General features: G+C 51.1%; 19 protein-coding genes and 1 tRNA gene. 11 read left to right on the top strand and 9 right to left on the bottom strand.

What is annotated here, in order from left to right; all coding sequences use genetic code 11:
* Positions 1-93: 93 nt before the first annotated feature.
* The 4 genes from IPM52_08620 to IPM52_08605 form a co-directional block, all read right to left on the bottom strand.
* Positions 94-675, bottom strand: a complete 582-nt coding sequence (locus IPM52_08620) for a hypothetical protein (GenBank protein MBK9291672.1) — start codon at positions 673-675, stop codon at positions 94-96.
* A 4-nt stretch (positions 676-679) separates the two neighbouring features.
* Positions 680-1,333 carry a hypothetical protein gene (locus IPM52_08615; protein MBK9291671.1) on the bottom strand — a complete coding sequence of 218 codons (654 nt, stop codon included), beginning with the start codon at positions 1,331-1,333 and terminating at the stop codon, positions 680-682.
* 206 nt (positions 1,334-1,539) lie between these two features.
* Positions 1,540-3,606, bottom strand: coding sequence for a peptidylprolyl isomerase (locus tag IPM52_08610; GenBank protein MBK9291670.1), 2,067 nt, complete (start codon positions 3,604-3,606; stop codon positions 1,540-1,542).
* A 255-nt stretch (positions 3,607-3,861) separates the two neighbouring features.
* The gene (locus IPM52_08605) at positions 3,862-5,802 is read right to left on the bottom strand and encodes a DNA primase (GenBank protein MBK9291669.1); all 1,941 of its coding nucleotides are present in this window, start codon (positions 5,800-5,802) and stop codon (positions 3,862-3,864) included.
* 104 nt (positions 5,803-5,906) lie between these two features.
* Here IPM52_08605 and IPM52_08600 point away from each other — a divergent pair, with 104 nt between their 5' ends.
* The 3 genes from IPM52_08600 (at position 5,907) to IPM52_08590 (ending at position 7,756) form a co-directional block, all read left to right on the top strand.
* Positions 5,907-6,419 (top strand): hypothetical protein, encoded by a 513-nt coding sequence (locus IPM52_08600; GenBank protein MBK9291668.1) that lies wholly within the window; start codon positions 5,907-5,909, stop codon positions 6,417-6,419.
* 202 nt (positions 6,420-6,621) lie between these two features.
* On the top strand, positions 6,622-7,218 hold the full coding sequence (locus tag IPM52_08595) for a hypothetical protein (protein MBK9291667.1): 597 nt from the start codon (positions 6,622-6,624) through the stop codon (positions 7,216-7,218).
* Positions 7,219-7,543: 325 nt separating this feature from the next.
* On the top strand, positions 7,544-7,756 hold the full coding sequence (locus tag IPM52_08590; GenBank protein ID MBK9291666.1) for a hypothetical protein: 213 nt from the start codon (positions 7,544-7,546) through the stop codon (positions 7,754-7,756).
* Positions 7,757-8,301: 545 nt separating this feature from the next.
* Here IPM52_08590 and IPM52_08585 read toward each other — a convergent pair.
* Positions 8,302-8,375: transfer RNA gene (locus IPM52_08585), tRNA-Ala, on the bottom strand.
* Positions 8,376-8,450: 75 nt separating this feature from the next.
* Between IPM52_08585 and thpR the strand changes: the two genes are divergently transcribed.
* Entirely contained in the window at positions 8,451-9,020 is a 570-nt protein-coding gene (gene thpR / locus IPM52_08580; protein ID MBK9291665.1) for an RNA 2',3'-cyclic phosphodiesterase, read from the top strand.
* 35 nt (positions 9,021-9,055) lie between these two features.
* On the opposite strand, the gene IPM52_08575 is transcribed toward thpR, so the two are convergent.
* A complete protein-coding gene (locus IPM52_08575; protein ID MBK9291664.1) occupies positions 9,056-10,480 on the bottom strand; it encodes a TonB-dependent receptor in 1,425 nt (474 codons plus the stop codon).
* Between the two features lie 76 nt (positions 10,481-10,556).
* On the opposite strand from IPM52_08575, the gene purN reads away from it, so the two are divergent.
* Positions 10,557-11,126 carry a phosphoribosylglycinamide formyltransferase gene (gene purN / locus IPM52_08570; protein ID MBK9291663.1) on the top strand — a complete coding sequence of 190 codons (570 nt, stop codon included), beginning with the start codon at positions 10,557-10,559 and terminating at the stop codon, positions 11,124-11,126.
* 3 nt (positions 11,127-11,129) lie between these two features.
* Here the strand turns inward: purN and IPM52_08565 are convergent, their stop codons facing one another.
* Together IPM52_08565 and IPM52_08560 are read right to left on the bottom strand one after the other, a co-directional pair.
* The gene (locus IPM52_08565) at positions 11,130-12,446 is read right to left on the bottom strand and encodes a PAS domain S-box protein (protein ID MBK9291662.1); all 1,317 of its coding nucleotides are present in this window, start codon (positions 12,444-12,446) and stop codon (positions 11,130-11,132) included.
* 3 nt (positions 12,447-12,449) lie between these two features.
* Positions 12,450-14,066: a S41 family peptidase gene (locus tag IPM52_08560; GenBank protein MBK9291661.1), complete on the bottom strand. Its 1,617-nt coding sequence runs from the start codon at positions 14,064-14,066 to the stop codon at positions 12,450-12,452.
* 146 nt (positions 14,067-14,212) lie between these two features.
* Here IPM52_08560 and IPM52_08555 point away from each other — a divergent pair, with 146 nt between their 5' ends.
* On the top strand, positions 14,213-15,910 hold the full coding sequence (locus tag IPM52_08555; GenBank protein MBK9291660.1) for an STAS domain-containing protein: 1,698 nt from the start codon (positions 14,213-14,215) through the stop codon (positions 15,908-15,910).
* Here IPM52_08555 and IPM52_08550 read toward each other — a convergent pair whose 3' ends face one another.
* Positions 15,911-16,507 (bottom strand): C40 family peptidase, encoded by a 597-nt coding sequence (locus IPM52_08550; GenBank protein ID MBK9291659.1) that lies wholly within the window; start codon positions 16,505-16,507, stop codon positions 15,911-15,913.
* A gap of 325 nt (positions 16,508-16,832) precedes the next feature.
* Between IPM52_08550 and IPM52_08545 the strand changes: the two genes are divergently transcribed.
* The 5 genes from IPM52_08545 (at position 16,833) to IPM52_08525 (ending at position 20,671) form a co-directional block, all read left to right on the top strand.
* Positions 16,833-18,023: a serine hydrolase gene (locus tag IPM52_08545; protein MBK9291658.1), complete on the top strand. Its 1,191-nt coding sequence runs from the start codon at positions 16,833-16,835 to the stop codon at positions 18,021-18,023.
* Positions 18,024-18,159: 136 nt separating this feature from the next.
* The gene (locus tag IPM52_08540) at positions 18,160-18,669 is read left to right on the top strand and encodes a hypothetical protein (protein ID MBK9291657.1); all 510 of its coding nucleotides are present in this window, start codon (positions 18,160-18,162) and stop codon (positions 18,667-18,669) included.
* On the top strand, positions 18,666-19,412 hold the full coding sequence (locus IPM52_08535; protein ID MBK9291656.1) for a hypothetical protein: 747 nt from the start codon (positions 18,666-18,668) through the stop codon (positions 19,410-19,412). The genes IPM52_08540 and IPM52_08535 overlap by 4 nt, the downstream gene beginning before the upstream one ends.
* Entirely contained in the window at positions 19,409-20,011 is a 603-nt protein-coding gene (locus tag IPM52_08530) for a hypothetical protein (GenBank protein ID MBK9291655.1), read from the top strand. Before IPM52_08535 ends, IPM52_08530 begins: the two co-directional genes overlap by 4 nt.
* A 6-nt stretch (positions 20,012-20,017) precedes the next feature.
* A complete protein-coding gene (locus IPM52_08525) occupies positions 20,018-20,671 on the top strand; it encodes a hypothetical protein (protein ID MBK9291654.1) in 654 nt (217 codons plus the stop codon).
* Positions 20,672-20,842: the final 171 nt, after the last annotated feature.

Genomic DNA, 20,842 nt, shown 5'->3' with positions numbered 1-20,842 from the left:
CAGACCTATTGATGTTAACAGCACCAAACCCCGTCCGGAAGAAGCCGGGCGGGGTTTTTGGCTGCAAGATTTATATTCCTGAACAACAAACTTTTAGCGCTGTCGTGTTTCTTTAACACGGATATCTCCGAGCAACACATCCCAGAAACCGATCAAACGCCCGCCGATCTGGGTTTCTTTGCGGCGCACATAAACCGTAATGTCTTTTTTGGTTACATCCTGATAAACCAGCCCACCCTCGCGGTCGTAGCCGCTAAAGCGCTGAAAGATGGTGATCACGCCTACAAATGTGCCATCGGGCTGGCGTTGCAGGTCGCTCACATATTCAATGTTGTACCATTCAATTTCTACTCGGTCGTAGTTGAGCCGCATCAGGCGCTCAAAGTAGGTGCGCACCATGAAGTATTGAATTTCGTTGCGGAAAAGCGACGAAACCCCTATCTCGGCACCCTGCATAAAAAGCTCCTCGGCGCGGTCGATCACACGGTTGGCTTCGCTCCACGGAGTGGATTTGTTGCCGATGATGCTGATGTATTTGCCCAGGTCGCGCACTTTTTCGAGTGCAAGGCTGTCGATGGCCGCCTTGCGTTCGGGGCTGATGTAATCCTGCGCCTTCAGGCTGTTGGCTGCCAGCATAATCAGTGCCGAAGCCAGTATAAGCATGGTTCTTTTCATGGGCTTAACGTTTGATCAGTTCAAGTTCGGTTATCTTGCCGTTGCTGTCGTATTTGGCCTGCTCCACCCGGTTGGGCGATACCTTGTGGTCTTTGAGCCAGTCGAGGTAGCGACGTATGGTAGTGGGCCGGTCATAATCGTTGAATCCTCCCACCTGGCTGATAATGATCAGCACGGGCACATCGGGCGAGGCAAAGAGCTGCAATGCCTGGGCAATCCGTTCGTTGGCTGCTGATAAGCTGGGTGCTCCGGCGATAGCAACAAAATGGTTCTCAAGTACACTGTACTTGTTCGAAGACTGTTTCCTGCGCTCCTCTTCCTCCTTGCGCAGGCGCTCCTCTTCGGCTTTGCGCAATGCCTGGCTTCGCTCGGCTGCCAGCTTCTGCTCTGCAAGTTCGATGAGCCGCTTCACCTCTTCGTCCTCCAGCTGCCATGATTTAATGGTGTCAACCCGACGCTGTTTTTCGTCGAGCGACCAGCTGGTTTCGTCGTTAATGATGGCATAAAGGTCTTTTTTGGCCTGCTCTACTTTCATGGCATACTCCTTTGCAGCCTGTTCGCGGGCAAGTTTTTTCTTGCTTTTGCACGATGTAGTACTGCCAAGGGTAACCGCAAGGAGCAGCATAACCAGCATCATTCTGGCAATTCCTTTGCTCATTGGATAACTTTTCATTGTTTGATCTTTTTCCGGATAACTAACTGCAAAATGGTGAAATTATTGATTGCCGGCTTTTATTTATGTTTTATTAATAAGTGAACCTTTGCTCCTATTTGTGATGATTTTTAAGTGGAAGAAAAAATCACGGTTTCACAAATCAAAAAGGCTGCCAAATAGCAGCCTTTTCAATGCTTTTATGATTTTTTTTAGTAGAAAAGCAGACGGTTGTCCACAATATTGGCTTTCTTTTCGAGTGCCCTGAAAGCTCCGTTGTTGCGCACATTGCTTTCGAAACTCATGCGCTGTTCCGAACGAATCTGGTCTAAGCTGCTTGGTTCGCCGGCTTTGGCAATGTTGTTCACCTTGAGCACAAAGGCTGCGTTGGCACCGGCCACTGCTGTGTTCACTCCGGTTTGTACGCCAAACACATATCCGACGAATTTGTTTTCCTGACCGTAGTTCTGGAGGAAACGGGTGTCGAAAGTGAGGTCGGGCTGGTTGATGGGTTCCACGCTGTATTTCGAGGCTATACGGTTGAGGTCGTTACCTTCTTCTTTGAATTTTGCCAGCAGATACTCGCCTTTCTTTTGGTTACGCACCTGAGGTTCGATGGTTTCCTTGATTTCGTCAAGGGTGGGGATGCCTTTTTCGAGTTTCTTAGTCAGCACGGCAACGACAAACATATTGTCGAGCTCGAAGATGTTCGATACGTCGTTTACGTTGGTTTTTTCGTCGAAGGCCCAGCGGGTGATCTGGCGGGCATTGTCGATGCCGGGGAGGCGGTTGGTGGTTTTGCGCAAAGCAGGTGCCAGTCGTTTGCTCAAACCTTCGCGCTCAGTGGTGGCATCAAATTGTTCGCGGGTTTTCGATTCGGTGGCAAATTTGGAAGCCTTTGCAAACACATCCTGGTAGGTGCGGGTGCTCGGACTAACCTGGTACGATATGATTGCCACGCGTACGCGTTTTGAAGGTTCTTTTTTGCCGGTCACTTCGATGATGTGGTATCCGAATTCGGTTTCAACCATGCCAATGGTGCCCACCTTGTTGTTCATCACAAAGTCGTTGAAAGGCTTCACCATGGTGCCCTCGGTAAACCAGTCGAGGTCGCCGGCATTGGTGGCTGCACTGGCATCGTCGGACAGCTGCATGGCCAGTTCTTTCATTTTCGAGGGTTTCTTCTTCACTTCCGCCAGAATGCTGTCGGCAAGGGTTTTGGCAGCTTCCTTGCTGCGGGATGCAGCGCTGCGCATGGCGCCTTCGTAAGCAATCAGGATGTGGCTGGCACGTACGCTGTCCGATTTAAAAGACACATCAACCAGCCGGGCTGCCTTGTATGCGCCGTTTTCGAAATAGGGGCCGTACACAAAACCGGGTTCGGCATCGAACATCAGGCCTTCGATGGAGGGCGAGAGTTTTCCACGGCCAAACCAGGTGCTGTCGTAGCGCTGATCGGAATTGGCATTCACAAAAGCTTCCACATTGGTGGTAGTCGTAAACTCGGGGATCAGGCGCTCGAGGGTTTTGCGGGCATCTTCGTTGTCTTCGGGCGATGGCAGGATGTCGAACACCACGTATTCGATGTCGCGCATGGCGTCGCGCTCATACATCTTCTTGTGGGTTTCGAAGTATGCCTTGTAGTCGGCATCGGTGAGGGTGACCAACGAATCGGCAATGCTGGCATAGCGCACACCCACATAATCCACATCGGCTTTATCGTTCTTTTCGTGATAAATCATCTTTGCCATGGGCGAAGGAATGTGGTATGCCTTGTTGATCAGGTTCTGATATTTGGTGCTCAGCCTGTCTTCCTTGAGGTATTGCTCAAACCGGAGCCATTGTTCCTTGGCTGCAGGCTGCATATTGTCGAGGTTTTGCAGGTAGTTGAGCACCAGGTTGCGGTCGAACTGCCCGGTTTCAGGATTGGTAAAATTGGAGATGATCGCCGGATGCGGATTGGGACCCTGCACCAGGTCGAACAATTCTTCAACACTTACTACCAGGCCAAGCCGTTCGTATTCCCTTTCCATGATGATCTGCTGAACCATCTGGTTCCAGGTGGATTCGCGCAGGCTGAACATCTCGTCCTGACTTAACCTTTCGGTCTGGCGCTGCTGACGTGTGGCTTCGGCATTGTCTTCGAATTTCCGGTTGAAATCCTGTATGCTGATGTTTTCGCCATCAATGGTACCGATGTGAAACTCCCGCTTCCCGCTGCTTTTGGCAAAGTCGCCAAGCACAAATGCTGCCAGGGCAATACCGATGATTGCGATCAAAAGCCCCGAGCGTTGTCTGATTTTTCCGATTACGGCCATAGTTCTTTTACTTCCTTGGGTTAAGGTTTTTCAAAACAGGGTGCAAATGTACAATAAAACTCAAAGTCCCAAACATCTGGAAGATAATTCCCTAAGGCAGACGGCAGGGTGTCAGCCTCTATACAGCAGCTTTTTAACGGTCTGACATGATCCGATACCGTGGGAGGCATCATGCGCCGGAAGCAAACGGAAAATCGTCTTCCGGCAGCCAAAAACTCAGTGAGTGATGACGATGCCAAGTTGCTGGTTGATCATCCTGCGCATGCGGTCGATTTCGATTTTTTCCATCTGCAGAGCGGCCACCTCCTCGGGCTCGGTCACCTCGCGCAGCTTTTCGGTAATTTCGTCGGCACGTGCTTTCAGGATGGAGTCTTTGTAGCGATAGAGGCTGTTGGTGACGGCCTGCCTGAGCACATCGGTTTCCGATTTGACGAAGATTTTTTTTCGTTCCCAGTTGTGCAGTTCATACGGGCTGGTAATCAGATCGACCGTCAGTTGCACCAGCTCCTCGTCGGCGTGCTGCATGATTTGCCTGGCGGTGGGTATCTCGCCTTCGTTGGCCGACCTGATGAATGTTTCGAGCATGCGCTGATGTGGGGGATGTTCAAAGCTGAGGTTGTCGGCCTGCAGGTCCGAAAGGATGTAGCTGGCAGCAGGCTCGCGGTAAATAACGGGCTTACCCTGCTCGTCCTGAAGTTCCACGCTGAGTTCCATCTGCCCGTACTGGAGCAGGATTTTGATGAGTTCCCTTTCCTGAAAGTAAGTTGGTGGAAATTCTTCCTTCGCAGGCTGTGGTGGACTTACCGGTGCAGGCGTTTCGGTTTCGGGCAGAGGTTGCTGAAGTTTTTTGCTGAGATTGCGCCTGAGCAACTTGTTCAGGGCATTCATCAGCACGTTTTCGTCCACCTCGAGCAAGCGGCTGCATTCTTTCACATACACCGAGCGGAAAATGGGGTCCGGGATCAGTGCGATGGTTTGCACCACTTCGTTCACCAGCTCGGCCCTGCGGATGGGGTCGCGTCCGGTTTCGTCGAGCAGTATCCTGGTTTTGAAGGTGATAAAGTCGGTGGCCTTGGTTTTGATGAAAGCTTCCACCTCGCTTGTGGGGTGTTTGCGCACATAGCTGTCGGGATCGTCGCCTTCCGGAAAAAGCAATACGCGCACGTTCATGCCTTCTTCGAGAATCATATCCACCCCGCGCATGGATGCCTTGATGCCGGCAGGGTCGCCGTCGTAAAGGATGGTGATGTTTTTTGTGTAACGCTTGATGAGCCGGATCTGATCGGTGGTGAGCGAGGTGCCCGAACTGGCTACCACGTTTTCGATGCCGGCCTGGTGCATCGAAATCACGTCGGTATAGCCTTCGACGAGCAAACAGTTGTCGAGCCGGGCAATGGCCTGGCGGGCAAAAAAGATGCCGTAAAGGGTCTTACTCTTGTTATATACCTCCGATTCGGGCGAGTTGAGGTATTTGGCCTTGCTTTTGTCGCTGTCGAGGATGCGGCCGCCAAAACCAATCACCTGCCCGGTGAGGCTGTGTATGGGGAAGATGACCCGGTCGTGGAAACGGTCGAACAAACGATCCTCTGCTCCGGCAGCCAAACCGGTTTGCAGCAGCAAATCGGGCGTATAGCCGTGCTGGCGGGCATGCCTGACAAAAGCATCGCGCTGCCGTGGCGAGTAGCCCAGTCCAAACTTTCGTACCGCTGCTTCGCGAAACCCCCGCTCCCTGAAGTAATTCAGTCCTATGGCCTTTCCCTCGTCGGTGTCGAACAACTGCTGCACAAAATACTGCTGGGCAAATGCATTGAGGTTGAGCTGACGTTCGCGCAGGTTTTGAGCCTGAATCTCGTCGGGTGTGGGGGCACGTTCCTCTACCTCTATGTTGTAGCGTCTGGCCAGATATCGCAGGGCCTCGGGATAGGTCATGTGCTCGTGCTCCATCACAAACGAGGCCACATCGCCAGCCTTGCCGCAGCCAAAACACTTGTACAGGGCTTTTGACGGCGACACGGTGAAGGAAGGGGTCTTTTCGTTGTGAAACGGACACAACCCGATCAGGTTGCTGCCCCTGCGCTTGAGTTTCACAAAATCGGACACCACCTCTTCGATGCGTGCTGTTTCGAGTATGCTCCGAACCGTTTGCTGGGGTATCATAGTGCAAAATGGGAGCGCTAAGTTAGCATCATCTGTGCTAATGCGATAACTTTACGGGCCAAAAGTCCGAGAAGACGTTTTGAACCACCCAACACATTGACCCTATGAAAGAAGCAGCCATCAAACTGATACAGACGCAACGCGAAAAACTCTTTGCGCCCGGTTTCGACCTTGAGCCCTGGAAAAAACAAACGGCTACACTGCTCAGGCGGATCTTTGGCGAAAAAGACGACAAGGCGGCGCAGGTGGAAAAGCTCGAATTCGAGTTTTCGTCGTGGAGCCTGCGCGATGCCTCGGGCAGCGGATCATATTCCGAACGGGTAAAACGTACCGCAGCTGCACTGCTCGATGCGGCCATGCTCGAGATCGAAGCATTCGGGCTGGCCGAAGAACAGCTGCCACCGGAAGCCATCAAAGCGCTGGCAGCCATCATTGCCGACGAACTTACCGGCAGCCAGGTGCGCAACATCCGCCAGATTCTGCAAGGGGCAGGCACCACCGACGACAAACGCCGCCGGCTCGACGAAGTGTTCGAACAACTCGACAAGGTTCAGCTGAAAAACATCATCACCTCCCTGCTGCTCTACCCAACCATGTCGAAGACCTTTGGGGGATGAGGAGCGGGATAAGGGTTACGGGTGGCTGGTCCAAAGATTAAGCCCAGTACGAAAATTAAGAATTTGCAAATAATAATCATTTTTATCACCAAAGCCTAATAGAAAACCATTCTAAATCAATGTTTTGCAACCCAAGCCTCTAGCGGATTTATGGAGTTTAAAGACGTTTTGGAGTGGTTTTAAAATTTTATTATAAGCAACTATGATTTTATATTTAGTTGGTATAAGTTGCGTTGGGAAAACAACAATTGGAAAAATGTTGGCAGAAAATTTGGGTTTTTCTTTCTTTGACTTGGATATAGAAATTCAGGATTACTATAAAAAACCAATAGAAAGAATTCAAGATGAGTGTTTAACTATGAATGTCTACAGAGAAAAGGCTAGTAAAGTTTTAGATCAACTGTTTTCAAAAAACATTGACTCGGTTATTTCTGGCACACCATCTGGATTAAAATATTCCTTTCTTCAAGTTTATAAAAAACATAAAAAAGATAAAGAGTTATACTCAATTCATATACATGATTCATGTGAAAATATATTGAATCGATTAACATTTTACGACAAAGACTCAAACCCGATTATCGAAAATTTGGACGATTTTACAAAGAAAAGATATTTAAAAGAAATAAAATCGAACTATAAATTTTATAAAAGTTCTTACGATCGTGCAGATTTTAAAATTGATATTAATGACAAGAATCTGATTGAAATACCGAATTTGATAATTGTTGAATTACAAATGTCTATAAAATTACCAGCTGCCACAAGGGGAATAGCTTATCAGAGCCGTAATAGATAGGAGTTCAGGGCAGCGCATAGCGAGTCGCTATTTCTCATAATGAAAGCAGGGCTCCGCTTGCCCTATCCAGCAACCCTCAGTTGATGTGGATAAGGGTAGGACAGCAGAATAGAACAAATCCTAAACCGATGAGAAAACAGAATTAATTGATGTAAATTTTGACTTTCGGCAAGACAGTAAATGAGGTGATCCTGATATTGATAGCACAATATTGCATGAAGCACATAAGAAGCTGTGGAGCAAAATGTTTCCAAACAGGTTGAGCGTCAATTTAAAAATTTAAAGTGGAAGCTACAACAGACTGCTCCTAATAAACAATATTTGTATGAGTTTCTCAAGCGTTAGAATGTGTCAGAATTTAGACAGCAAATACAACAATAAATTTCAAGGTTGGCTTACTCACCATGAACGAGAAGAACTCAAACTCAAAGTACGCACAATTGGTGGTCACATAGTTTTTCCTGCACATAAAGGAATGGGTTCACAATTAATCAAACCAGTGGCGTTAACAAAAAAATATGTGATCGGTTTGACTTAACTTTGGAGTGTATTAGAAGGTTTTACGTGGACGAAGAAAGCCCTCTGACAAAAACATTGAAAAATTATATTGACTTCTTTGTCCTTTTTGTTGACTTCAAAGGATACATAGACTTCTTTCTTTTGCAAGACTTCTTAAATTCACAAGACCTTGTAAATTATTCATATCAATTTGACAACTTCAATAGATCACCTTTACCACAAACAATTGACGAGTATAAGAAATACAAAGACTATACATTATATTTGGTAGCAAATAGGAATGAAAGAATTTTAAAAAGTATAACATAAGTGGAACGGAGTACTGATTACCTGAAAGAAATAATTTAAAAGTAAAAACAGCTTATCATATTTTACCTTATTGTGGGCAGATATAGTAACCAAGTGCAGTGCATCTGAGAAACTTGGTGCTAAACGGACAGTAAAATGCTTGCTTTGACAATTTCAGCAGAAGTCTAACTAGTTCCCCATTCTTACCACCCTTATCAATCCACCTGCCAGTCACAAAAAAAACCGCATCCGGGAAGGATGCGGTTTTTTGGGTTGTGGAGCATAGCGGAGTCGAACCGCTGACCTTTTGACTGCCAGTCAAACGCTCTAGCCAACTGAGCTAATGCCCCATTGAGGCGGCAAAAGTAGCAATTCTTTTTCAAACCTGTCAAGCTTTTGTGCATTTTCGTGCAAAATTCGTGTGTATGCCTGCCATGAAACGATTGTTTGTCGCCCTGCCTCTCGAGCCTTCCGATCAGTTGCTTGCCCTGCTTGGCAGCCTGCAAAAGCGGCTCAGCCACGAGCGTATCAATTGGGTAAAGCCTGAAAACATGCATCTTACACTAAAGTTTCTGGGCGAAACTCCCGGGTTCAGGCTACAGGAAATCAATCAAGCCTTGCTGGAAGCCACCGCTGGTGCAAGCCGGTTTGAATACACATTCGACAAGACGGGTTTGTTTGGCAGCCGCCATAGCCCGCGGGTGTTGTGGCTGGGCATGCAGGAGCGCAACCCGGCGCTTGACCACCTGACCGAACGGGTGATTGATGCCATGGATCGTGTTGGATTTCAGCGTGACAGACAGAACTTTGTGCCCCATCTTACGCTGGGCCGAATCCACCAGCTTTCGGACAGGAAGCTGTTTTCAACCATCGTGGACAGCATTCCGCAACAAAGCTATCTGCAAGGTACGGCCACCGAAATTGTGCTTTACGAGAGCTTCCTGTTGCGGCAGGGGCCACGGTATGTGGTGCAGGAACGTTATGGACTGGGCTGAAATTGCTCCGCTGAGCGGGAAGGGGCAATATGGATTCAGACGCCAGCTTCGCTGTATCCGAATAACTTACGGCTGATGATGCGTTTGGAGATGAACACAGGCACATCGTTTTTCCAGCCTGGGTTGCCTGTGCGGATTTTCTCGAGCACCTGATGGGCCTGTATGTGCATATATCTGGGGTTGCATCCGGGGATGTCGAGGATCAGGCGGTTGGCACGAAGGTGTTCGAAGAGGTATCTGGTTTGTTCCGGAAAACTCAGCATGCCGATGGTGCACAGGGTTTTGCCGTCGTCGGTCAGGGCAGGGTAGATGTACATCTTCATGTTGTCGGGGAAGAGTTTGCCCAATGCGGTGAGGATGCCTCCTTTCAGGTTTTGGTAGTACTGCGGATCCATGACCTTTTTGAAGGTGTCGATGCCAATCACGACGCGCATTTTGATAATGCGGAACTGCGAGAGGTATTCCACCAGCTTGTAGAACTCCCTGAAATTCGACACCATCACATTCTGACCCATTTCGTTGAGCAGGTCCACGCGGTCGAGGAAGTCACGTTCGTCCAGTTCGCCTTCCTGAAGCAGGTTGTTCAGGGTTATTTCGCACATGGGCAGGGTGTTGTGCTTGTCGTAGTCCTCGTCTTTTTTGAAAAGGGCAAAACTCGACTTGAGCATATCCACGCTCACATAGGTCACAGGGCGAAAGCTTCCCCTGAAGACCAGGATGTTTTTTTTATAGAGCATGTCTTCAGGCTCCTGCACCTGCCCGTTGCGGTCGAACATGATGGCCGGGGCGATGCCGTTTTTCACCAGCTGCACCCCGAGCAGCCGGTTATCCACATAGCTGAGTTCGGGGCCGCTCATGTGGATCATGGTGATGGCCAGCCTATCGGTGTCCAGTTCGTCGAGCAGCGACTGAAGGAAGGCGTTGGGGCGCTGCCAGTAGTAGAAACATGCGTAGATGAGGTTTACTCCAAGCACTCCTAAAGTGTTCTGCTGCAGCAGATTGTCGTTTTCGAACAGGCGCACATGCAGGATCACTTGGTTGGGGCGTCCTCCTTCGGTGAGCTGGAAGCGCACGCCCATCCAGCCGTGGGCGATGTTGTCTTTGCGGAAGTTGAGGGTGGAAACGGTGTCGGCAAAGGCAAAAAAGCGCAGGCCAGGCGAGGCATTTTCGGCGAGCAGTCCGGTGAGCTCGGCATATTCCGTGTCGAGCATGAGCTCGAGTCGTTCGCGCGATACGTAGCGCTTGAGCGATTTATCGCGGCAGTAGAGTGCGTCGCTGTAACGTTTGTCGTAAGCCGAGATGGTTTTGGCCACTGTGCCCGAAGCCCCTCCGGCCTGAAAGAAATGCCGGGCCACTTCCTGTCCGCCCCCAATTTCGGCAAAACTTCCGAAGATGGTGGGATTCAGGTTGATTTCGAGGGCTTTGCGCCTGGTGCTGTTGTTGGCTTGCGATTCGGACATATGCCGCAAAAATAATCAATAACCTTCTGAAAGCACTTATTTGGGCAATGTTCGCTGCGGCATGTATCTTTGCTTTATGAAAAACCTTGTGGTCTTTGTTTCGGGCTCAGGCACCAATATGGAGAATCTTGCCCGATATTTTGCAGCTTCCACAGTGGCACGCGTCCGCCTTGTGGTGTGCAACAATCCCGCAGCTGGCGCCATTGCCCGGGCCGAAAGACTTGGCATCCCTGTGCTGATGATCACAAGGGCCGATTTTGCCCAACCTGACCTGCTGATCGAAAAACTGCGAACGCAACAGGCAGATATGTTGATACTTGCAGGTTTTCTGTGGCTGCTGCCTCCCGGTCTCATCCGGGCCTTTAGCGGAAAAATTGTGAACATTCATCCGGCCTTGTTGCCGGCCTATGGTGGCAAGGGGATGTATGGCATGCGCGTGCACGAAGCGGTGATTGCCGCTGGCGAAAAACAATCGGGCATCACCATTCACTACGTAAACGAGCAATACGATCAGGGGGAGATTATTTTTCAGGCGAGCCTGGAAATACCTCCCGAGGAAAGTCCGGAAAGCCTGGCCAGAAGGATTCACGAGCTTGAATATCAGTACTTTCCAAGGGTAGTGGAAAGCCTTCTTACCGGAAAATGAGGCTTAGCTCTGTGGGCCGGCAGTTTGCACATCGAGGATGATCTGGATTTCGATGCCCGGCCAGGTATTGCGAAAGTTGAATACACCGTTGAGCGAGCGCACCCTGCTGATGATATTTTTCACACCCATGTGGTTATCGCCTTTTTCGATGGCATCCTGGAGGTCGAAACCCTGACCGTTGTCGCGGTAATCGAGATGCAGTTTGCCATCGCGCAGCTCGAGCGCGATGTCGATGGTGCTGGCATTGGCGTGTTTGATGGTGTTGTTGATCAGCTCGCTGATGATGCGGTAGCACATCAGCTCGAGGGTGGCGCCGATGTTGCGTCCGATGTTGGTAAACCTGGTGTTGATTTTGAGCAGTTTGGTGCTGTTGATGGTTTCGGCGAAGCTTTCTATGGCTTTTTGCAGGCCATAGTCCGACAGCACGCGTGGGGTAATGTTGTTGGCTATGTTGCGGGCATTGTCGATGGCTTCGTTGAGCAGGTGGTTGATCTGGCCGATGTATTCGGTGTGTTCGTCGGTGCCGGGTGCGGTGGTTTCGAGCTCGTTTACATAGAGTTTTACGGTGGAGAGCAGTGGTCCGAGGCCGTCGTGTATTTCTTTGGCAAAGCGCCGGCGTTCGCGCTCTTCTGTTTCGATGATGGCGATGCGTACTTTTTTGTCGAGTTCGCGGCGCTGAGCTGTGGATCGGCCTATGCAGGTGATGTGCTGGTTTTCGTCGATGTCCACAAGCCGGCAGTTGAGTTCCACCGGAAAACGCTGGCCCTGACCGGTAAGCAGTTCGGTTTCAAAGATGTGATAGCCTTTTTTCTGGATGTCGTTCAGATGGTCCATCACGCCTTCGGCAGCGGCGCCGGCTTTGATGTCGGCAAAGCGTTTCGAGAGCAGTTGCTGGCGGCTCATTTTTAGTCGGTCGCAAGTGGCCTGGTTTACTTCGGTAATCTGGCCGTCGGTCTGGAGCACAAAAAGCAGGTCGCTGGTGGTGTCGAAGAGCAGGCGATAGCGTTTTTCGATGCTTTCTTTTCGCCTTTCGGCTGCGGCCAGTCGCTTCAGGATGGTGTTGATCATGGCGGTTCCGGTGAGCATGAGCACCGAAACGGCAAATCCGGCAGAGTGGGGGATGAGTTGTCCTTGAGCCAGGTTCGACACCCCGGCTATGGCCAGCAGTTGAAACAGGTTTTCGAGGGCCAGCAGCACCATTGCGGCGGCAATGAGCAGCCATGCCGAGCGGTGGCGCGAGTCTTTGTAGTAGTTCATCACCACGGCAAAGGTGGCCAGCCGGAGCAGCATGGAGGCCGCAATGAGTATGATGCTCGTCATGACCTAGGCATTGGGTTTGCGCAGGATTTCGAGCGCCTTTTGGAGCACTTCGTCAATTTCCTGATAGATGGGATAAAACCCTTCGTCGTCGTAAAGGTTGCGTCCGATGTATGCTTTCAACAGAATTCGCGTATGCCTGGCGCTGCTGTTTTGCTCGGCCGGAAGGGCTGTGATACCGCGTTCGGCTGCCTGCCTGTAAAGCGCTTGCAGCATGGCGTCGGTCACGCGGAAGCGTGCAATAAAGTCGCTTACGTCTTTGTACTGGCGCAGGGTCTGGCGGTTGGCGTCGGCATACTCGAAGGCATATTGAAAAATCAACCCGCTGTTGGCCAGTCTGGTGAAAAATGCCAGGCTGCTGTCGGGCTTCAGGGGCACATAGATATCGGGCAGGATACCGCCCCCGCCGTAAACAATCTTACCCCCCGGAGTGACAAACTTTACGGTATCGGCAAAGTGGAGGCTGTCGGGATTGCTTACCTCACCGTTAAGAAAACGGTCGATGGGTTCGTGGTGATATTTTGAGAAATCGCCATCGTAGGGGCGTTGGATGCTGCGGCCGGTGGGGGTGTAGTAGCGTGCTACGGTGAGCCGCACTGCCGAACCGTCGCGGAGGGTCATCTGTTCTTGTACCAGTCCTTTGCCAAACGATCTGCGGCCCACAATGGTGCCGCGGTCGTTGTCCTGCAGGGCGCCAGCCACAATTTCGCTGGCACTGGCCGAGCCTTCGTCGATCAGCACAATCACGGGCATCTCTTCGAGCATGCCGGTGCGTGTGGCAAAGGTGTACGAACGGGGCCGGTTTTTGCCTTCGGTATAAACGATGAGTTTGCCTTCGGGCAAAAACTCATCTGCCAGGTCGGTGGCAGCTTTCAGGTATCCGCCGGCATTGCCCCTCAGGTCCACGATCAGGCGCTGCATTCCCTGGCGGCGGAGCTTGCGCACGCCTTCGATAAATTCCTTGTAGGTGGTGGCTGCAAACTTGTTGAGCCGCACGAAACCTGTTTCATTGTCAATCATGTAGGCAATGTCGAGGCTGTAGGTAGGGATGACGTCGCGGGTGATGACAAAATCTTTGAGCCCCTTAACACCCCTGCGGCTTACACTCACCTTAACCTGAGTTCCTTTAGGTCCTTTGAGCTTGCGCATGGCATCGTGGTTGGTGATGCCAACGCCGGCCACCAGCGAGTCGTCGATCATCACAATGCGATCGCCGGCCATGATGCCCACCCGCTCCGATGGTCCGCCTTTCACAGGGTTGATCACCATGATGGTGTCTTTTTCGATGCGAAACGATACCCCGATGCCTTCAAAACTGCCCAGCAATGGGTCGTTCATCTCGTGAAACATTTCGGGACTGATGTACGAACTGTGGGGATCGAGCTTCTCGAGCATGCCTGTGATGGCTGTATTTTCAAGTTGCCGCCGGTTGACGGTATCCACATAATCACGTTCGATATAGTTGAGTATCAGGTCAAGTTTGCCCGATCTGGACCCGCCAAGCTGGATGGTTGGCATCTCGCCCTGATTGCGTCCGGAAGAAATGCTGAAACCGATATAGATGCCTGCTGCCATGACCAGCGAAAAGAGTAGCGGCAGGTATATGAAAAAATTCTTTTTCATGAGCCTATTGATTCAAAATGTATTGTCAACTGATGATGCATCAAAAACGCAAAGGTAAGGTGAATGTTCATTCTGCTGCCTTGCGATATGCCTGGGATGTGCTGTTGCTGCATTACCTACTTTTGCAGCCCAAAACCGGAAATGTCATGATATCTCCCGGCGAAAAGATCAGGCTCAGCATTAAAGAGGTATATCATCCAAAAATCATCACAACACTGCGCAATTACGACCGCGCCACATTCGTCAGCGATCTGACCGCAGGATTGATTGTGGGTGTGGTGGCCCTGCCTCTGGCCATTGCCTTTGGTATTGCCTCGGGCGTGAGTCCGGAGCAGGGGCTCATCACAGCCATCATTGCAGGATTTCTCATTTCGCTGCTGGGTGGTTCCCGGGTACAGATAGGTGGCCCCACAGGTGCTTTCATTGTGATTGTTTATGGCGTTGTGCAGCAATACGGAGTGGACGGGCTGCTGGTAGCCACGCTGATGGCCGGATTGATGCTGATAGCCATGGGTTTGCTGCGCCTGGGTTCAATCATCAAGTTCATGCCCTACCCTATCGTAGTGGGTTTTACAAGTGGTATTGCAGTAGTGATCTTCTCGAGCCAGATCCGCGATTTCCTTGGGATGAATACCGCCGAACCTGTGCCTGCCGATTTTATTAAAAAATGGGCCTATTATGCCACACACCTGGATGTGATTAACCCCTATGCCCTGGCCACAGGACTTGTTACGATCCTCATCATATCATTCTGGCCCAGAGTGAACAAAAAAATTCCCGGTACACTGATCGCATTGCTGCTCACCACGGCTGCAACTGCCTTTTTCGATCTGCCTGTGGAGACCATCGGAAGCCGGTTTGGCGAAATCAAAGCCAGCATTCCCTCCCCCTCGTTTCCTGTGGTTGATTTTGAGACTTTCCGGCTTTTGCTGGCCCCTGCATTCACCATTGCCATGCTGGGAGCCATCGAATCTTTGCTGTCGGCCATGGTGGCCGACAGTGCCACCGGTGGCCGTCACCGTTCGAACACCGAACTCATCGGACAAGGCATTGCCAATGTGATTACCCCGCTTTTTGGCGGTATTCCGGCCACCGGAGCCATTGCCCGCACCATGACCAACATCCGCAATGGTGGCAAAACACCTGTGGCAGGCATCGTGCATGCACTCACCCTCCTGATGATCATGCTGTTTTTCGGCAAGTGGGCCAGACTGGTGCCCATGAGCACCCTGGCAGGCATTCTGGTTGTGGTGGCCTACAACATGAGCGAATGGCGTTCGTTCAAAGCGCTGCTTGGCAACCATAAATTCGATGTGGCCGTGCTTCTGGTCACTTTTCTGCTCACGGTACTCATCGACCTCACCGTGGCCATCCAGTTTGGCTTGCTGCTTGCTGTACTGTTGTTCCTGCGTCGGATTATCGAAACCACAGGGGTGGAAGTCATCGAACGCGAGATTCTTGAAGAAGGTGCCGAGCCTGGTGAAGAAGCGCCCCGACTGGCAGTGCCGGAGGGTGTGGATGTGTTCGAGGTCAACGGGCCGTTTTTCTTTGGGGTGGCCAGCCGGTTCGAAGAAGCCGAGCGCAACCTCACCCGTACCCCTAAGGTGCGCATTGTCCGCCTTTGGAGGGTGCCTTTCATGGACGCTACGGGGGTGAACAACCTGCGCAACTTTGTCCGGATGAACCAGCGCAAGAATGTGGTTGTAGTGCTTAGCGGTGCCAATACAAAAGTGATGGAAGCACTGGAAAAAGGCGGAATTATCAACCTCGTAGGCGCGGATAATGTGTGCCCCGACATTCAGGCTGCCCTCGAACGGGCAAGGCAGATTGTGCAGGGGAGCTGATCAGGGCTGGTCAGGCAGGGAAAAGGGCCGGCGTGTGCTCACAAAACGTTTGCGGTAGTATTCTTCCTTGTTGAGCCAGTCGAGGCGAAGGCCCCCATGGGTGGCGCTGTGAATAAACAGGATGTCTCTCGATTCCGGGTCCACATCAACCACAATGCCCACGTGGCCGATGGTTTTGTTGCGCGGGTTGCGTCCTTTGAAAAATATCAGGTCGCCCTTGCGCACAGCTTCCAGTGGCACCGGCTCGCCCACCTGGGCCTGGGAGCGGCTCGAGGGAGGCAGTTCCAGGCCAAACTTTCCATACACATGACGCACAAAGCCGGAGCAGTCGAATCCCCTTTCGGTACGGCCACCATAACGGTATGGCGTCCCAAGGTAGGAATGCGAATAGCTGATCAGGCTGTCGAGCGGAAGGCCATTGGGCAGATATACCACATCGTTGCGTACAGGAGGGATAGGTTTTACTGCCTCTTCGAGATATCGCAGCACCTGAAGGGTGTCGGGCATAAGCGAAACATGCTGCCCTGTAGCCTTCAGGCTGATGTTGATCAGCAATACTGAAAAAATCAGCGATAAAACCGAAATCTTGAACTCCATCACAAGCTTTTGAACAGTGCACTACCGGTGCAAAAATAGACCTCATTTGTCAAAAAAGGATCAATTTTAATGCTTTTTAATCATCCTGTTATCCGTGAATGTAATTTTATATACTGAAATACAGATAATTAAAAATTTCGGAATGACGGATGCAACTATGTCTGACAAAGTTTGTCATTGATGTAACCAGAATAATGATGCCATGAAAAAAACTGTCCTCCCGCTCATTTTATGCTACGGTTTGATATGCTTTCTGTCCGTAAGAGGTCAGGATACCCAACGGATTGACAGTTTGTTCCGCCTGCTGTCTGATAACAGGAAATTTATGGGCGCTGCCGCGATCATGCGCTCCGACAGCCTGATTTACCATGGCGCATGGGGCTATGCGAATATTGAGGACAGTGTGCCGGCAGATTCGGGTACGGTTTACCGGATAGGTTCGGTGAGCAAAACGTTCACGGCCGTGATGGCAATGCAGATGATGGAAGCCGGACTTCTGGCGCCCGACGACAAACTGGCAAGGTTTTTTCCGCAGCTGGACGGGGCCGACCGGATTACCATTGATCACATGCTGCGACACCGCTCGGGGCTGTTCAGTCTGACCAGCGACAGCGCCTATACCGAATTTTACACCAAAGCCCATTCCCGCCGGCAGCTGCTCGAACGCATTGCGACTTACCGCCTGCAATTCGAACCGGGAAGCCGGATGGAATACAGCAACACCAATTACCTCCTGCTCGGGTGGCTGCTCGAAGACCTGAGCGGATTATCGTTCGCCGAACTACTCCAGCGTAGGATAGCCAAACCTCTGGGTTTGAAATACACCTTTGCCGAAGCGCCTCACCACGGCATAGCTGCCAGATCGTACAGCCCCGAAGGGCAAGCCTGGAAGCTGGAGGAAGCCACCCACATGAGTATTCCGGGAGGTGCGGGCAACATCTGTTCTACCCCTCAGGAACTTTTGGTTTTTTATCACGCCCTGTTCAGCGGCAGGTTGATAAGCGCACAATCGCTGGCACAAATGACTGATTTGCAGGATAATTTCGGTTATGGCCTGTTTTTCATGCCATTCTACGACCTCCGGGGATATGGCCATACGGGAGGCATCGACGGTTTCAGGTCGGTGGCAGTGTATTTTCCCGAAAGTCGGACAGGGGCTGCCATTTGCAGCAATGCGCTGAATTACAACCAGAACGAAATATTGATTGCCATGCTCAGCCATGCTTTCGGGCGAAAGTGGCAACTGCCGGTTTTTGATCAGATAGAAGTGAGTGAGCAGGTGTTGGAGTCGTACGTCGGGACATACGCTGCCGATGGTTTTCCGCTGAAGCTCACCATCCGCCACCGCAACGGCCGCTTGTTTGGTCAGGGCACGGGCCAGCCTGAGTTTCCATTTGAAGCCAGGTCGGAATCCACCTTTGTGTTCGATGCTGCCGGGCTGAGTATCACTTTCAGCGACGGGAAACTCTTCCTGCGCCAGGGCGGGTTGAGGCTCGAGATGTCGCGCGAACCCTGACATAAGTTTAAACTGACATCGCACCGGACGGTGCGCCTTAGATAAATTTTGCCTCAGCTGCAACGGCTTGTTCACATGTGCAGTCTTATATGCCTTAGCGTAACTTTGAACCAGATATTTCAAAATTCCGAAAGACATGTACAAATGGACATTGGCAGCATCGGCCCTGATTGTGGTGGTGTTGCTCACGGCCTTCGACTGGGTGCCCGACTGGCGCAGTGCATCAGGCTATGCCCCTGTGCTCATGCGCAAGGACGACCTGCGCAACAGCATCGCCTGGCAAGGCGCACGCGAGTTTGAACGTCCGGGAAAGATCTACATCTACGGTTCCACCATCATGATTGTGGATTTGTATAAAGGCATCCACCTGATTGACAACACCGACCGCACCAACCCGCAAAAAACCGGATTTATCCTGATACCCGGGGTGCTCGATGTGGCCGTGCGCGACAGCGTCATCTTTGCCGACAACGCCATCGACCTGGTGGCCATCAATATGCGCCGCCTGCCGCAGATAGAGGTGCTCGACAGGGAAGAAGACGTTTTCCCCGAGCCTGTGGCGCCCGACATGATGTGGTATTGGGGTTTCCGAAAGCCCGAAGGCACAGTGGTTGTGGGATGGAACAAAAAAAGTACCAGGCCATGAAAAGTATATCGCTTCACATTTCGATCTGGGTAGCCCTAGTGTTGAGCCTCATTGCCTGCCGCAAGGATACGGATAGCTCCGAAGCAGGCCGTGGAGGTTCTATGGCCAGGTTCACGGTTCAGGGCGACTACCTCTATGCCGTGGATATCGAAAAACTCAGCACGTTCAAGATTGACAACCCACAGGATGTAAGCCGGCTGAATTTGCAATATCTTGGCTTTGGGATCGAGACAATTTATCCACACGAAAACCATTTGTTTATCGGCGACCAGAACGGCATGCACATCTACAGCATTGCCAATCCGGAGCGGCCCGAAAAAAAGAGTTTTACCCCGCATTTCCGGAGCTATGATCCGGTGGTGGTGCAAGGCAATTTTGCCTACGTCACCCTGCGCACGGGTGAAGGAATGATGGGCGGGGTGAATGCCCTGTACATTTTCGATATCAGCAACCTCTACAATCCGCAGCGCGTTAAGGAGTACGCCATGACCAACCCCAGGGGCCTGGGCATTGATGGCGATCTGCTCTTTCTGTGCGACGACGGTCTGAAAGTGTTTCAGGTGAGCAACGGCATCGACCTGACGCTGCTTCAGCGGTTCAACATCCCCGCAATAGACGTGATTCCCGACAACCCGTATCTTTACGTGGTCACCGAACAGGGTCTGGTGCAGTATAAATACGAAAACAACAGCCTTACCTTGCTCAGTCAGATTGGAACAGGCCCCAAAATGTACAGCAGATGAAACGATTGGCCATTTTCATTCTCCTGGGATTGATGCCGGTATTGGCATCCGCACAGGACCAGGCACAAACAGACCGTACGGTGGTAATGATTTCGCTGGTGCCCCAATATGCATTTCAGAGCGGCTTCAGGTTCGATGTGGATCTGCCGCTGCGCGACCACCACTGGATTCAGCTGGCACCGGTGTTTTATGCCGGAAACAATGTGGAGATGAGTGTTAACTCAGCCGACAAGCTCGGAGGAGTGGGCTTGCATGCCTATCACCGTTTCTATCCGGAGCCATCGTTTACACACAGGCGGCCTTACCTGGCCTGGGGGCCTGTAGTGCAGCATTTCTCGCTCGACTACAGTTTGTACAACGGCAATGCACGTACCCGCAAACACAGCAATATCAACAGGCTGGGCGCCGATCTTACGGTCGGACTCGTACTTGAAGGAGGCACATTCTTTTTCGATGTTTTTGCAGGCTCTGGCATTCGCCAGGCATTTTTGTCCGGAGACAAAGACGTGACCTTCAACGACATGATACTTGACTACGGATACTCGGGCGTAACTCTCGTTGCTGGGATAAGGATAGGTGTTAACATCAGGAAAAAGTAAATCGGGATGTATAAAAAACTATATTGTTGTTTGCTGTTGACAGCCATGGTTGTGCCTGCAATACTTCATGCGCAGAAGATGCAGGACGATGGGGTGCAAACGCGCGTCATGTGGGTGCCGCAGTATTTATTCAACAGTGGTTTCAGGTTCGAGGTGGATAAAAAGCTTAACGAGAACCTCTGGATTGTGGCTTCGCCAACACTTTATTACAAAGACAGTCCTGACCACTGGCTATACGGAAGCAGAAACATTTACGGCCGCAAAGGCTTCTCGGCCGAAGGCTGGCTCAAGTGGTATCCTGACGGGCAGTTCCGGCAGCGCAACTACATCATTGCCGGTGGCGGTTATACATTTTACCAAAGGAAGCGCTATGGCGAGCGCTGGGAGGGGTTTGTTGAGGATGGAATGTTGTACTATCGCTACGATGAGTCTTACTGGAACACCACCACCCAGGCTTTTGCTTTGCGCGTGGCAGCCGGAAGGCACATCTATGAAGACAGGCACATACTTCTGGATGCATACCTCGGTTTAGGCATCCGCTATGCCGGAACTTCAAGGCCAAAGGGCTATCTGTACAACGACCCCGAACCCACAACCATCGATCAGGACTACAGCGGGGTAATCGGTGTGGCCGGTGTAAGGATGGGATTGCAGTGGTGAGAAATTCTGATTTTTCAGCCAAAACATTTGAATGATTTTTTCATTCATCTTAAGGGGATCTATTCATTTGGTTTTTTTTCGAAGCAGCAAACCTCATACTTATAAGTTGTTATCCTGCATAGATAAACTTATGAAAGCGCTATCTGTGCTGCTTTTCCTCCTATATTAGCC

This window comes from Bacteroidota bacterium, from assembly GCA_016715945.1.
Lineage (GTDB): Bacteria > Bacteroidota > Bacteroidia > Bacteroidales > F082 > JALNZU01.
Note: the sequence above shows the minus strand (reverse complement) of the source record. Positions and strands in the feature narration are given on the sequence as shown.